The 13,330-nt window shown below is 70.9% G+C and carries 14 protein-coding genes; 7 read left to right on the plus strand and 7 right to left on the minus strand.

All coding sequences use genetic code 11. The features are described 5' to 3' along the window. Nucleotides 1-232 precede the first annotated feature (232 nt). On the minus strand, nt 233-649 hold the full coding sequence (locus tag ABZW18_RS24025; protein WP_356190766.1) for a Fur family transcriptional regulator: 417 nt from the start codon (nt 647-649) through the stop codon (nt 233-235). 119 nt (nt 650-768) lie between these two features. Here ABZW18_RS24025 and ABZW18_RS24030 point away from each other — a divergent pair, with 119 nt between their 5' ends. Then, entirely contained in the window at nt 769-2,259 is a 1,491-nt protein-coding gene (locus ABZW18_RS24030; protein WP_356190768.1) for a catalase, read from the plus strand. Nucleotides 2,260-2,319: 60 nt separating this feature from the next. Here ABZW18_RS24030 and ABZW18_RS24035 read toward each other — a convergent pair whose 3' ends face one another. Together ABZW18_RS24035 and hisN are read right to left on the minus strand one after the other, a co-directional pair. Continuing rightward, nucleotides 2,320-2,721 carry a CBS domain-containing protein gene (locus ABZW18_RS24035; protein WP_356190770.1) on the minus strand — a complete coding sequence of 134 codons (402 nt, stop codon included), beginning with the start codon at nt 2,719-2,721 and terminating at the stop codon, nt 2,320-2,322. A 200-nt stretch (nt 2,722-2,921) separates the two neighbouring features. Further along, nucleotides 2,922-3,722 (minus strand): histidinol-phosphatase, encoded by an 801-nt coding sequence (gene hisN, locus ABZW18_RS24040; protein WP_356190773.1) that lies wholly within the window; start codon nt 3,720-3,722, stop codon nt 2,922-2,924. A gap of 151 nt (nt 3,723-3,873) precedes the next feature. On the opposite strand from hisN, the gene ABZW18_RS24045 reads away from it, so the two are divergent. Beyond that, entirely contained in the window at nt 3,874-4,497 is a 624-nt protein-coding gene (locus ABZW18_RS24045) for a helix-turn-helix domain-containing protein (protein WP_356190775.1), read from the plus strand. Nucleotides 4,498-4,608: 111 nt separating this feature from the next. Here ABZW18_RS24045 and ABZW18_RS24050 read toward each other — a convergent pair whose 3' ends face one another. The 4 genes from ABZW18_RS24050 to ABZW18_RS24065 all read right to left on the minus strand — a co-directional run bounded on the left by ABZW18_RS24050 (nt 4,609) and on the right by ABZW18_RS24065 (nt 8,305). Beyond that, nucleotides 4,609-4,932 carry a multidrug efflux SMR transporter gene (locus tag ABZW18_RS24050; protein ID WP_356190777.1) on the minus strand — a complete coding sequence of 108 codons (324 nt, stop codon included), beginning with the start codon at nt 4,930-4,932 and terminating at the stop codon, nt 4,609-4,611. Nucleotides 4,933-5,107: 175 nt separating this feature from the next. Further along, nucleotides 5,108-6,115, minus strand: a complete 1,008-nt coding sequence (gene rsgA / locus ABZW18_RS24055; RefSeq protein WP_356190779.1) for a ribosome small subunit-dependent GTPase A — start codon at nt 6,113-6,115, stop codon at nt 5,108-5,110. A 12-nt stretch (nt 6,116-6,127) separates the two neighbouring features. After that, the gene (gene aroA / locus ABZW18_RS24060) at nt 6,128-7,498 is read right to left on the minus strand and encodes a 3-phosphoshikimate 1-carboxyvinyltransferase (RefSeq protein ID WP_356190782.1); all 1,371 of its coding nucleotides are present in this window, start codon (nt 7,496-7,498) and stop codon (nt 6,128-6,130) included. Between the two features lie 93 nt (nt 7,499-7,591). Further along, nucleotides 7,592-8,305: a M50 family metallopeptidase gene (locus ABZW18_RS24065; protein ID WP_356190785.1), complete on the minus strand. Its 714-nt coding sequence runs from the start codon at nt 8,303-8,305 to the stop codon at nt 7,592-7,594. Nucleotides 8,306-8,378: 73 nt separating this feature from the next. Here ABZW18_RS24065 and ABZW18_RS24070 point away from each other — a divergent pair, with 73 nt between their 5' ends. From ABZW18_RS24070 to ABZW18_RS24090, 5 genes are all read left to right on the plus strand, one after another. Then, on the plus strand, nt 8,379-9,197 hold the full coding sequence (locus tag ABZW18_RS24070; RefSeq protein ID WP_356190788.1) for an SOS response-associated peptidase: 819 nt from the start codon (nt 8,379-8,381) through the stop codon (nt 9,195-9,197). A gap of 103 nt (nt 9,198-9,300) precedes the next feature. Continuing rightward, entirely contained in the window at nt 9,301-9,933 is a 633-nt protein-coding gene (locus tag ABZW18_RS24075; protein WP_356190852.1) for an alpha/beta family hydrolase, read from the plus strand. A 387-nt stretch (nt 9,934-10,320) separates the two neighbouring features. After that, nucleotides 10,321-11,052, plus strand: a complete 732-nt coding sequence (locus ABZW18_RS24080) for a sigma-70 family RNA polymerase sigma factor (protein WP_356190855.1) — start codon at nt 10,321-10,323, stop codon at nt 11,050-11,052. After that, entirely contained in the window at nt 11,049-11,519 is a 471-nt protein-coding gene (rsrA, locus tag ABZW18_RS24085; RefSeq protein WP_356190790.1) for a mycothiol system anti-sigma-R factor, read from the plus strand. The genes ABZW18_RS24080 and rsrA overlap by 4 nt, the downstream gene beginning before the upstream one ends. Nucleotides 11,520-11,657: 138 nt before the next feature. Next, complete coding sequence (locus tag ABZW18_RS24090) at nt 11,658-13,130, plus strand: HD-GYP domain-containing protein (protein ID WP_356190792.1); 1,473 nt, start codon at nt 11,658-11,660, stop codon at nt 13,128-13,130. Nucleotides 13,131-13,330 lie beyond the last annotated feature (200 nt).

A 13,330-nucleotide genomic window follows, 5' to 3' on the forward strand; every position in this document is an offset into this window, starting at 1 on the left:
CTCGCTGGGCTCATAACCCAGAGGTCGCAGGTTCAAATCCTGTCCCCGCTACGACGACGAAGGCCCGGATCCCAAGGATCCGGGCCTTCGTCATGCTCAGGGACTCGGCGGGGCTCCGCGCGAACTGCTCGGGGCTTACCCAGCCTGTGGGCGGCTGCCGCGGCAGCCCCTTCACGTTCCGGTGAAAAGAAGGCCGGATCGGCCCCGGGTGAGAAGGGCCGGGGCCCGATTATCAGGCCGAGGCGCAGTTCGGGCAGAGGCCGCGGTAGGTGACCTCGACGCCCGAGACCGCGAAGCCGAAGCGCTCGGCGTCGGGGAGGTCCGCCAGCGGATTGCCGGCGGGGTGGACGTCGCGGACCGTGCCGCACTTCGCACACACCAGGTGGTGGTGGGGGCGGTGCGCGTTCGGGTCGTAGCGCATGGCGCGGCGGTCCGTGCTGACCTCGATCACCTCGCCGAGCGAGACCAGCTCGCCCAGCGTGTTGTAGACGGTCGCGCGGGAGATCTCGGGCAGCCGCTCGGCGGCGCGCGCGTGCACCTCGTCGGCGGTCAGGTGGACGTGTTCCCCGTCGAGAACCTCGGCCACGACCCGCCGCTGCGCGGTGAGACGCCAGCCGCGTCCTCGAAGTCGCTCCAGCAGGTCACTCATGAAATCAGCCTAACAGCGAGGAGGCCGTGTTCCGAACGGGTACGGTCTTCGGCAGAATCTTGACTTGGATTTAGTCCAATGTAGGATCGCAAGCGGCACAGGCCAAGGTCCAGGACGATATGCAGGAGGCGTACGTGACGGTGCAGGGCGAGGCAGCCAAGTCGACAGGGCCGCTGACCACGGAGTCCGGCGCTCCGGTCGCGGACAACCAGAACAGCGAGACCGCCGGCGCCGGAGGCCCGGTCCTGGTCCAGGACCAGCTGCTGCTGGAGAAGCTCGCGCACTTCAACCGCGAGCGCATCCCGGAGCGGATCGTGCACGCGCGCGGCGCGGGGGCGTACGGCACCTTCACGGTGACCGCCGACGTGAGCGAGTACACACGAGCGAATTTCCTCTCCGAGGTCGGCAAGCAGACCGAGACCTTCCTGCGCTTCTCCACGGTCGCGGGCAACCTGGGCTCGGCGGACGCGGTGCGCGACCCGCGCGGTTTCGCGCTGAAGTTCTACACCGAAGAGGGCAACTACGACCTCGTCGGCAACAACACCCCGGTGTTCTTCATCAAGGACGCCATCAAGTTCCCGGACTTCATCCACACCCAGAAGCGCGACCCGTACACCGGCTCGCAGGAGGCGGACAACGTCTGGGACTTCTGGGGCCTTTCGCCGGAGTCGACGCACCAGGTGACCTGGCTGTTCGGTGACCGCGGCATCCCCGCGTCGTTCCGCCACATGAACGGTTACGGCTCGCACACCTACCAGTGGAACAACGCCGCGGGTGAGGTCTTCTGGGTCAAGTACCACTTCAAGACCGACCAGGGCATCAAGTCGCTGACCCAGGACGAGGCGAACCGGATCGCGGGCGAGGACCCGGACAGCCACCAGCGCGATCTGCGCGAAGCGATCGAGCGCAACGAGTTCCCGAGCTGGACCGTGCAGGTGCAGATCATGCCGGCGGCCGACGCGGCCGGTTACCGCTTCAACCCGTTCGACCTGACCAAGGTCTGGCCGCACGAGGACTACCCGCCGATCGAGATCGGGAAGCTGGAGCTCAACCGCAACCCCGACAACATCTTCGCCGAGGTCGAGCAGTCGATCTTCTCGCCGGCGCACTTCGTGCCGGGCATCGGCCCGTCCCCGGACAAGATGCTCCAGGGCCGTCTCTTCGCGTACGGGGACGCCCACCGCTACCGCGTCGGCATCAACGGCGACCACCTCCCGGTGAACCGGCCGCACGCCACCGAGGCGCGCACCAACGGGCGTGACGGGGCGCTGTACGACGGCCGCCACGGCCGGGCGAAGAACTACGAGCCGAACAGCTTCGGCCTGCCGACCCAGACCGACAAGCCGGTGTGGCAGCCGACCGCGGTGAGCGGATACACCGGCAGCGAAGCCGCCCCGTCCCACGCCGAGGACAACGACTTCGTCCAGGCGGGCAACCTCTACCGCCTGATGTCCGAGGCGGAGAAGGAGCGGCTGATCGCCAACCTCTCGGGCTTCATCGCCAAGGTGTCGCGGGACGACATCGCCGAGCGGGCGATCGCCAACTTCCGCAAGGCGGACGAGGACTACGGCAAGCGGCTGGAGGCCGCCGTCCAGGCCCTGCGCGGCTGACGGAACCGCTTGTCCGGCAGCTGGGGCCGATCCCGTACGGGGTCGGCCCCAGCTGCTTGCTCACCCGGCCAGTGCGGACGGCTGCTGTCGGCCCGGGGCCCAGCAGCGGATGATGTCGCGCACCGACACCACTCCGACCGGATCCTGGCTGCCCAGCACTATCAGATGGCGGAAGCCGCCGTGCGCCATGGCCGTAGCAGCCTCATCCAGCGTCCATTCGGGCGCTGCGAAGACGACGTCGGTCGTGGTGTGGGCGTGCGCGGTCTCGTGATCCGGGTCCTGACCCGCGCCGAGGGAGTTCAGGATGTCGCGCTCGGTGAGAATGCCGAGTCCGCTGGTGTCGGGGTCGAGGACGACTGCGGCGCCGACCCTGCGCGCGGACATCAGTCGCGCTGCCTGGCGAAGCGTATGGGCGGGACCGATGGTGAGGACCACCGAACTCATGGCGTCACGGACGAGCATGAATGGAGCCACCTCCTTGGTGAATCCTTTAGAGAAAGAATTCACAAGTTCACAAGCGGGCGGACTCTCATGTTCACATGGGGCGGCTGAGCCAACAAGAGGGCGTGCGCGGTCACGCCGGAGTCGGTGCCGTCGGCACGCAGGGTCGGTGCCGTCGGGCGGGCGGGATCAGTGGGGACCGGTACGCAGAGCCGGCAGAGTCAGTAGCGCTGATTCAGATAGCCCAGCAGGTCGTTGTGGAGCAGACCGTTGGAGGCGGCGGCGTTTGCCCCGGCCGGGCCCGGTGTGCCGTCCAGGTCGGTGAACTCGCCGCCTGCCTCCTTGACGATGACCGCGTTCGCCGCCATGTCCCACAGTGACAGTTCCGGCTCCGCGCAGATGTCCACCGAGCCCTCGGCGACCATCATGTATGGCCAAAAATCGCCGTAGCCGCGCGTCCGCCAGCAGTCGCGTGTCAGGTCCAGGAACCCATCGAGCCGGCCCTGCTCCTCCCACCCGCTCAGCGAGGAGTAGGCGAACGAGGCGTCCTCGATCTTGGCGACCTGCGAGACGTGCAACCGGGTCGCGGAGGTCAGGCTGCGGCCGGTATAGGCGCCCGCCCCGTGGGCCGCCCACCAGCGGCGGCCCAGCGCGGGCGCCGATACCACGCCGACAACCGGCTGGTAGCCACCCTCGCCCGGGACCATCAGCGCGATCAGCGTGGCCCAGACCGGTACGCCGCGGACGTAGTTCTTGGTGCCGTCGATCGGATCGATGATCCAGCGGCGCGGGCCGGTGCCCTCGCTGCCGTACTCCTCGCCGAGCACGGCATCGCGCGGCCTGGCGCGCTTCAGTGAGGAGCGGATCAGCTCCTCCGCCCGCTTGTCCGCCTCGCTCACCGGTGTCATGTCCGGTTTGGTCTCGACCTTGAGGTCGAGGGCCTTGAACCGGTCCATGGTGGCGGCGTCGGCGGCGTCCGCCAGCACGTGGGCCAGGCGCAGATCATCGTGATAGTCGGGCATGTGCGAACAGTATCGACAGGGGTACGAACCGGCCACACGGCCAGGGCCTTACGGGTCCTGCTCTGCTCCGTCAGAGCTATTGACACTCTCTGGCAGCACGTCAATTCTTTGCGAACGTCAGCCATGTGAGCCGCATGCCAGGGAGGCAACGATGCCTACCGCGCGGGAGTCCCTGCTCGACGCTGCCTTCGTGGCGCTGGCGGGCCGGCCGTGGTCCGTGGTGCGCATGGTCGATGTCGCGTCGGCCGCCGGGGTGTCCAGACAGACCCTCTACAACGAGTTCGGCAGCAAGGACGGCCTGGCGCGTGCCCTGGTGCGGCGCGAGGCCGACGCCTACCTCGCGGGTGTGGACAGAGCCCTGGCCGGACCAGCGGGCGCAGCCGCGGGCGCGGATACGGATCCCTGCAGGAGACTCGCCGCGGTGGCGGACTGGACGGTGCGCAGCGCTCGGACGAACCCGCTGGTCAGAGCCGTGCTGACCGGCTACTGGGGCGAACGGCTGCCGACCCCGGTCCGCGTCGTCGGAGCGCCGGCGACCTCCTTCTACATCCCGGCCCAACGGCGCGCCGACGCCGGGCTGCCCTCTCCGGTCGAGTTGCTCGGGCAGGTACGCGACCGGGCGCTGACGTCGCTGAGGGCGGGCCGTCCGCAGGAGGAGGCGGAACGGCTGGCGCGGGCCTGCGAGGTCGCCGTGCGGCTGGCGCTCTCGTATGTGGTGGCCCCCGCCGGTGCGGAGGATCCCGCCCGTCTGGTCAGAGTCGCTCTGCATGCGTGAGAGGGAGCGCTCCGAGCCCTGCGCGGGCCACGCGCGAGTCCCGCGCCGAGCGGAGCCTGCCGGTACCAGTGCCGGCGTCCAGTGCCCAGTGCCGTGCCGCAGCCGGCGCCGTCAGGCTGCGGAGCCGGAGAGCTGGAGGCCGATCACGCCGACGATCACCAGGGTGATCGAGACGATCTTCAGCGTCGATACGAGGTCCCCGAGGAAGATCATGCCGTAGAGGGCGGTGCCTGCCGCGCCGATGCCCGTCCAGACCGCGTAAGCGGGCCCCACGTCCAGCTTCTTCAGGGCGAGCGTCAGCAGCCCGAAGCTGCCGAGCGCGAAGACGCAGAAGGCGATCGTGGGCCAGAGGCGGGTGAAGCCGTGCGAGAGCTTGAGGCAGACCGCGAAACCTGTCTCCAAGAGTCCGGCGACCACCACCAGCAGCCACGCCATCTGTTTTGCCTCCCGCATCCCTGACCGCTTCGCCTGCCGTGGCCGGCCTCACGCGCTCGCCGACCAGGGACTACCCCCGGATACCCTGCGGAACTCCCGGGACGGGTGATCCACTTCGTCTACCTTCGTGCGATTATGCCCTTACCGCGCGCAACGGCCGCCAAACGTCGGGGGATCAGTCTCCTTCGCGTCGCTCCCGCGTCCGCAGCAGCCGCCGCAGCGAGTACAGCCTGGCCGGATCCGCGTGCCCGTCCGCGATCCACTCGTCCAGCGCGCATTCCTTCTCGTCATGGCTGCACGCGCGGGGGCACCCCTCCGTACCCGGTACGAGGTCGGGGAAGGCGTGGATGACCCGTGAGGGATCCACATGGTTCAGCCCGAAGGACCGCACCCCGGGAGTGTCGATGACCCAGCCCTCGCGGTCCGGCAGCGGCAGCGCCAGTGCCGATGTGGTGGTGTGACGGCCCCGGCCGGTCACCGCGTTGACCAGGCCGGTGGCCCGCTGGCGGTCCGGCACCAGCGCGTTGACGAGCGTCGTCTTTCCCACGCCCGAGTGCCCGACGAAGGCCGTGATGCGGCCCGCCAGCTGCTCCCGCACCACGTCGGCGGCCTCGCCGTTCGCCAACTCGTCCCGGCTGGTGACCACATACGGCACACCCAGCGGTTCATACGTCTTCAGCATCGGGCCCGCCGGGGCGAGATCGGACTTGGTGAGCACCAGCAGCGGCTCCAGGCCCGCGTCGTACGCGGCGACCAGACAGCGGTCGATCAGCCGGGGCCTGGGCTCCGGGTCGGCGAGCGCGGTGACGATGGCGAGCTGGTGGGCGTTGGCGACGACCACCCGCTCGTACGGATCGTCGTCGTCCGCCGTGCGTCGCAGCACGGAGGTGCGCTCATCGACCCGGACGATCCGGGACAGCGTGTCCTTGTCGCCTGACACGTCACCGACGATGCCGACCCGGTCGCCGACCACCACGCCCTTGCGGCCCAGCTCGCGGGCCTTCATCGCGGTGATCACACGGCCGTCGACCAGACAGGTCAACCGTCCCCGGTCGACGGTCAGGACGAAGCCGTCGGCCGCGTCCTCGTGCTTGGGGCGGATGTTCGTGCGCGGCCGGTTTCCCTTGCGGTTCGGGCGGACCCGGACATCGTCCTCGTCGGTGTGCTTGCCGTAGCGGCGCATCGCGGGACGCTCTCAGCCTCTCCGTACGGGGGCGGCCCCCGCCGGACTGCCGAGCATGCCCGCCCACAGGTCGGGGAAGTCGGGCAGCGTCTTGGCTGTGGTGCCGACGTTCTCCACCCGGACGCCCTCGACCGCGAGTCCGATGATCGCTGCCGCGGTGGCGAGCCGGTGGTCGTCGTAGGTGTGGAAGACCCCGCCGTGCAGCGGGCGCGGCCGGATGCGCAGCCCGTCCTCGGTCTCGGTGACGTCGCCGCCCAACTCGTTGATCTCCTTGGTGAGCGCGGCCAGCCGGTCGGTCTCGTGCAGCCGCAGATGCGCGACCCCGCGCAGTACGGACTCGGAGTCGGCCAGCGCGGCGACCGCCGCGATGCCCGGGGTCAGTTCGCCGACTTCGCTCAGATCCACGTCGATGCCGTGGATGCGCCCGCTGCCGGTGAAGGTCAGGCCCTCATCCGTGAGCTCACAGGAGCCGCCCATATCGGTGAAGATCTCGCGCAGCGCGTCACCGGGCTGGGTGGTGCGCCGGGGCCAGTCGGGGATGGTGACCCGGCCGCCGGTGACCAGCGCCGCGGCCAGGAACGGCTGCGCGTTCGACAGATCCGGTTCGACGACCAGGTCCCGGCCGAGCAGCGCGCTGGGCGAGACCCGCCAGACGTTCGGCTCGCCGCCCGACTCGGGGGTGTCCACGGCGGCGCCCGCGACCCGCAGCATGTCCACGGTCATCCGGATGTGGGGCAGGGAGGGCAGGGCGCGGCCCACGTGCCGTACCTCGACGCCCTGGTTGAACCGCGGGGCGGAGAGCAGCAGCGCGCTGACGAACTGCGAGGAGGAGGAGGCGTCGATCTCGACGGGTCCGCCGTCCAGGGCGCCGCCGCCGTGCACGGTCATCGGCAGGGCGCCGCGGCCGTCGTCGTCGATCCGGGCGCCCAGCGTGCGCAGGGCGTCGATCACCCCGTGCAGCGGGCGCTCGTACGCCCGCGGGTCGCCGTCGAAGCGGACCGGGCCGTCGGCCAGCGCGGCGACCGGGGGCAGGAAGCGCATCACCGTGCCGGCGTTGCCGACCTCGACCGCGGCGGGGCCGTGCAGTCCGGCCGGGATGATCCGCCAGGCCTCGCCGGTGTCGGGGCTGCTGCCCGCGCCCGAGGTGGCGCTGGACACCGTCTCCTCGATGCCGACGCCCATCGTGCGCAGCGCCTCCGCCATCAGCAGGGTGTCGCGGGAGCGCAGTGGACGGCGCAGCCAGCCGGGCTCCGAGGAGAGCGCGGCCAGGACGAGGCCGCGGTTGGTGACCGATTTCGATCCGGGCACGGTGACGGTCGCTTCGACGGGGCCGGACGCGAGCGGGGCGGGCCAGAGGGCAGTGTGCACGGGGTTACCGGTCATGGCACTCACTTTAGTGGCTCACGCCGAGCACCGATCTTGATCAAAAGTGGAGAAACCCAGCCGAAATATGGCGGTGGTAAAGGAGACATCGCGTCACAGACCGAGCAGCCAGCGACCGCCGCCGACCAGCGAGCTCAGCGCGACGGCGTGAAAGAGGAACAGCCATATCGCCGGTGGGACGTTGGTGAGCCGGGACAGCTGGTCGGCGTCGGAGTCCGGGGCGCCTCCGTGGCGGCGCTTGCGCTGCAGCTCGAACACCGGCCGTACGCCTCCGAGGAGCAGGAACCACACCACTCCGTATGCAAAGAGCGCTTGGACATCGGGCCCTGTCAGCCAGGAAACGAGGAAGAAGGTGGCGCCGGTGAGCAGGACGGTCAGCACGCCGTACGCGTTGCGGGTCATCACCAGCATCGCCGTGAGCAGCACGATCGCGCCCCACAGCAGCAAAGTGATGTGGCCCGCGGCCAGCAGCCAGGCGCCGCCGAGACCGATCAGCGAGGGCGCGGTGTAGCCGGCTGCCGCGGTCAGGATCATGCCGATACCGGTCGGCTTCCCCCGCGAGACGGTCAGCCCGGAGGTGTCCGAATGCAGCCGGATGCCGTCCAGCCGGCGCCCGCTGAGCAGGGCGACCAGGCCGTGGCCCCCCTCGTGCGCGATCGTCACGGCATTGCGGGTCAGCTGCCAGACGCGGTGCGGCAGTACAGCCGCCAGGGCGACGGCGGCGGTGGCGGCGACCAGCCACAGGGAGGGGTCCGGCTGGGTACCGGTGATGCGGTCCCACAGATCGCCGAGCGCTATGTCGTACATGGAGGGGCGGCTCCCTTGTGTGCAGGGGTACGGGCGTGTCGCCGGGTACGGACGTCGTGGCAGTCTGGCACCTATGTGCGGTCGATACTCAGCGAGCCGGAAGCCCGAGGATCTGGTCGGGCTGTTCGATGTGGCGAAATGGGAGCCCAAGGAGGCGCTGGCCGCGGACTGGAACGTCGCTCCGACCAAGGACGTCTACGCGGTGCTGGAACGCCAGGACCGGACGTCGGACAGCCCGGATCCCGTGCGCCAGCTGAGGACGCTGCGCTGGGGGCTCGTACCGTCCTGGGCGAAGTCCCCCGAGGTCGGCGTGAAGATGATCAATGCTCGGGCGGAGACGCTGCACGAGAGGTCCTCCTTCCGGCGGGCCTTCGCCGCCCGGCGCTGCCTGATGCCGGCGGACGGCTACTACGAGTGGGTCACCGGCTCCTCCGAGCGCCGTCTGGAGGAGCAGGGAAAGCGGAAGCGCGCTCGAAAGCAGCCGTACTTCGTGACGCCCGCGGACGGCTCGGTGATGGCGATGGCGGGGCTGTACGAGTTCTGGCGGGACGGCACGCTGCCCGATGAGCACCCGCGGGCGTGGTGGGTGACCTGCACGGTCGTCACGACCGAGGCCGAGACGACCCCGCTGCCCGGTGCGTCCGGGAACGCGGGCCCGCATTCGCTGGCCGAGATCCACCCCCGTATGCCACTCGTACTGCCGCCGGACCGCTGGGCGGCGTGGCTGGACCCGTCACGGACGGAACCGGACGATCTGCGCTCGCTGCTGGCTCCGCCTCCGGCGGGGATGATGCGGGCGTACCCGGTCTCGACCGAGGTCAGCAACGTACGGAACAACGGGCCGGAGCTGCTCACGGAACTCGAGGCTCCGGAGGAGAGCACGCTCTTCTGAACCGGATCCGTGCCTGCCTGGCGGTGCGCGGCGGTGGACGGCGCGCGGTGTTCCCGGGCGGGTGGGCGGAGAGCGGGGCGTGTGGCGGGAGGATGGTGGCGTGATCGAGACCGAGACCGTTCCCACACCCGCGGGCGACGCCCGCATCACCTGGTGCCGCGCGGCCAGGAAGGCGCACCTGCTGCTGGCCGTGAGCCACGGCGCGGGCGGCGGCATCGAAGCCCGGGACCTCCAGGCGCTGGCCGCCGAGCTGCCCGGCCGGGGCGTCACCGTGGCCCTCGTCGAGCAGCCCTGGAGGGTCGCGGGGAAGAAGGTCGCCCCGGCCCCGAAGGCACTCGACACCGCATGGACCGCCCTGTGGCCCGCCCTGGAGAAGCAGGGCCTGCCGATCGTCGCGGGCGGACGCAGCGCGGGGGCGCGCGTCGCCTGCCGTACGGCGCGCGGGCTCAGTGCGCACGCCGTGCTGGCGCTGTCCTTCCCGCTGCACCCGCCGGGGCGGCCCGAGAAGTCCCGGGCCGAGGAGCTGACCGGGGCCGGGGTGCCGACTCTGGTCGTCCAGGGCGGGCGCGACGCCTTCGGCCGCCCCGAGGAGTTCCCGCCCGGCACGGAGATCGTCGAGGTGCCGTACGGCGACCACGGCTTCGCTGTCCCGAGGAAGACCGGGCCCACGGAGGAGGAGACGCTCGCCGTCATCACCGGAGCGGTCGCCGGGTGGCTGGAAAGGATCGCTCGCTGAACCGCTGACCGGGTCCCGGCAGAGGTGAACCGCCGACCCGGGCGGCCGCCGCCCCGGGCTGTCGTCGGCCGTCGTCGGCCGTCGTCGGACGTGGGCCGGACCACGCCCCGCGCCGTCCCGGCAGGTGATTGCCTCCGACGGCCGGGAATGCGGCACTGGCGGCCGGTGTTGTGCCAGTCGTCCTTACGTACAGGAAACGCAGCAGGAGAGGGAGTCCGCCGCATGGGTTCGATCCAATGCCCGCCCCGTCCGCAGGCCGCCGACAGCGAGTGGTCGCACATGGTGGTGGGGCAGCGCACCCTCGCAGGAGCGGCGGGCGGAGTGGATCGTCGTCTATCCTCCGATTCGAGCGGATCCGCATTCGGATTCGCAACAGCGTTGGAGGAGGTGGGTCCGGTCACTGGGACCGAGTCAGGGACCGATGACGGCGGTCAGGCTGTGGACCCGCCGCTGACCTCCGGCACGGAGAACGCCACCTCCCCGAAGAGGAGCGAGGAGGCGGAGACCGCTGCCGAGCGCAACGCGCGCTTCGAGCGGGACGCCCTCGGTTTCCTCGACCAGATGTACTCCGCCGCGCTGCGCATGACCCGTAATCCGGCGGACGCCGAGGACCTCGTGCAGGAGACGTATGCCAAGGCGTACGGCTCCTTCCACCAGTTCCGCGAGGGCACCAACCTGAAGGCATGGCTGTACCGGATCCTCACGAACACCTTCATCAACTCCTACCGCAAGAAGCAGCGTGAACCTCAGCGCAGTGCGGCCGAGGAGATCGAGGACTGGCAGCTCGCCCGCGCCGAGTCGCATATGTCCACAGGACTGCGTTCGGCCGAGTCGCAGGCGCTCGACCACCTGCCCGACTCGGATGTGAAGGCGGCGCTGCAGTCGATCCCCGAGGAGTTCCGCATCGCGGTCTATCTCGCGGATGTCGAGGGGTTTGCCTACAAGGAGATCGCGGACATCATGGCTACGCCCATCGGCACGGTGATGTCGCGGCTGCACCGCGGTCGCCGGCAACTGCGCGGTCTGCTGGAGGACTACGCCCAGGAACGCGGGCTGGTCCCCGCCGGAGCGGCCGCAGCGTCGACCGAGTCGCACGATCGGAAAGGCTCGGGAACATGAGCTGCGGAGAGCCGCACGAGACGGACTGCTCAGAGGTACTCGACCACCTCTATGAGTTTCTCGACCGTGAGATGCCCGCTGGTGACTGCGTCAAGTTCGAGGTGCACTTCGACGAGTGCTCGCCCTGCCTGGAGAAGTACGGCCTCGAACAGGCCGTGAAGAAGCTCGTCAAGCGCTGCTGCGGCCATGACGACGTGCCGACCGACCTCCGGTCCAAGGTCATGGGCCGTATCGACCTCATCCGGGCCGGCGAGGCCGTGCCCGAGCAGACGGTGCTGGAGCAGGCGGTCGCCGACCAGCAGGCGGCTCAGGCCGACTCCGGGCCGGCCGAGGGCCAAGCCGGGTCAGGCAAGGCCGCCTCCGGTAAGGCCGCCTCCGGGAAGTCGCAGCCCGGACAGCCGGGTGCGCGCCAGGTCCCGGGCGTAGACGCTTCCACCGCGTCCGCCCGTGCCGCCGACTCGGCCTGACCGTCACCCGAAGGTGCGAATCCGGCCCCCCCGGACGGCCTAATACGCCGATGCGCCTGCCCACGGGCGGGCGCGGGCCTATTCTCCCCATCCTGACGCGTGCCGAGCCGAGCGCGCGGCGACCGCGGGAGGACGTGCATGCGAGCTGTGCCGCCGGGGGCGCGCGTGTACATCCTGTGCGCCGTGCTCGCCGCCGTGGTGTGCGCCGCGCCCGCCTTACGCGCCGGCGCCGGCACTCCCTGGGGCGCCGTTGTCCTTCTGGCCGTGCTCTACGCCCTGTCCGACCAGGTCACTCGCTGCCCCTTCCTGGGGCACCGGGCACCCGTCGGAATGGGTTCCTTCGTGCCGGTCCTGCTCGCCGGAGCGTTTCTGCTGCCCCCCGCCGCGGCCGCCCTTGTCGCCGTACCGGGGGCGTGCCTGGGGCGTGTCGAAAAACACCCCGTGTGGCTGCGCCGGGCCTGGCACGCCGCCCAGTTCTCGCTCGCGTCGTACGCCGCCGCGTACGCGTTCGGCGGCGTGGGCTCCGCCGAGGGCGCGCGGGGAGCGGTCTCCGCCGCGGACTTCCCGTACGTCCTTCTGCCCGCCACCGGCGCCGCCGTGGCCTTCTGCCTGGTCCTCGCCGCTCTGGACGGCGGCATAAGGGCCACGGCCGAGCGCTGCTCCCCCCGCACCGCCTGGCGCGGGCTGCTGCTGCGCTCGCTCGCCCCGCATCTCGTGCACGGGCTGGCCGGGCTGATGATGGCGGTGCTCTGGCGCAGCCCCTACGGGCCGGTCGCGGCGCTCCTCGTGCTGCTGCCGATGTACATCTCCTGCTGGGTCTTCGCGCAGTACCACCGCGAGCGCGCCGCCCACCAGGCCACCATCCGGGCCCTCGTCCAGGCCGTCGACATCAAGGACCGGTACACCCGCGGCCACAGTGAACGCGTCGGTCGCGCCTCCGTGATGATCGCCCGGGAACTGGGCATGGACGACGACCGCCTCGAAGTGCTGCGCTTCGCCGGCATCCTGCACGACGTCGGCAAGCTCGGCGTCCCCACCCGGCTGCTGCGCAAGGACGGTCCGCTCACTCCGGAGGAGCGGCGGATCATCGAACTCCACCCCGAGTACGGGCACGAGATGGTGCGGGGCATCGGCTTTCTGGGGGAGGCCCGGGCGGCGATCCTGCACCACCACGAGAGGCTCGACGGGCGTGGCTATCCGTACGGGCTCTCCGGCGGGGAGATCCCGGAGTTCGCGCGTGTTGTGGCGGTGGCCGATGCCTTCGACGCGATGACCTCGACGCGTTCGTACCGGCGGGCGCGGCCGGTGGCGACGGCGGTGCGGGAGCTCCGGCGGTGCGCGGGGGCGCAGTTCGACCCGCGCATGGTCCGCGCACTGGCCCGCGCGCTCGACCGGAACGGCTGGCACCCGGCGGTCACGGCGGACGCCCCGGACGGCCCCGGCCTCAGCGGAAACGTCCCGCCAACCGGCCGCACGGCCTCCGGCTCCGGGGCGAACACCCCGCCCGGCGGGCACACGGCAGAGGCCGGCCCCGCCCGTGTGCCGGACGCCGGACGGCCGAACGGTCCGGTCCCGGCGTTGCCGTGGGCGCCTTGGGGAGGCCGCCGATGACGGGCGGACCGGAGCCCGAAGGGGAACGGCCGGCGGGGGATCGGCCGACGGGGGAGCGCGGGGCGGGGGAGAGTCCGTTCCGTGAGCAGCAACGGGGCGGTGGGGACCGGGGCACCGCTCCCGTGGAATCCGGCGGTCCGCCCGCCGCGGAGGCGGAACCGGGGTCAAGTGTGCGACCCGTCAGAGACGTTCACCCGGAC

Source organism: Streptomyces sp. NPDC004647 (assembly GCF_040609575.1).
Classification (GTDB): domain Bacteria; phylum Actinomycetota; class Actinomycetes; order Streptomycetales; family Streptomycetaceae; genus Streptomyces.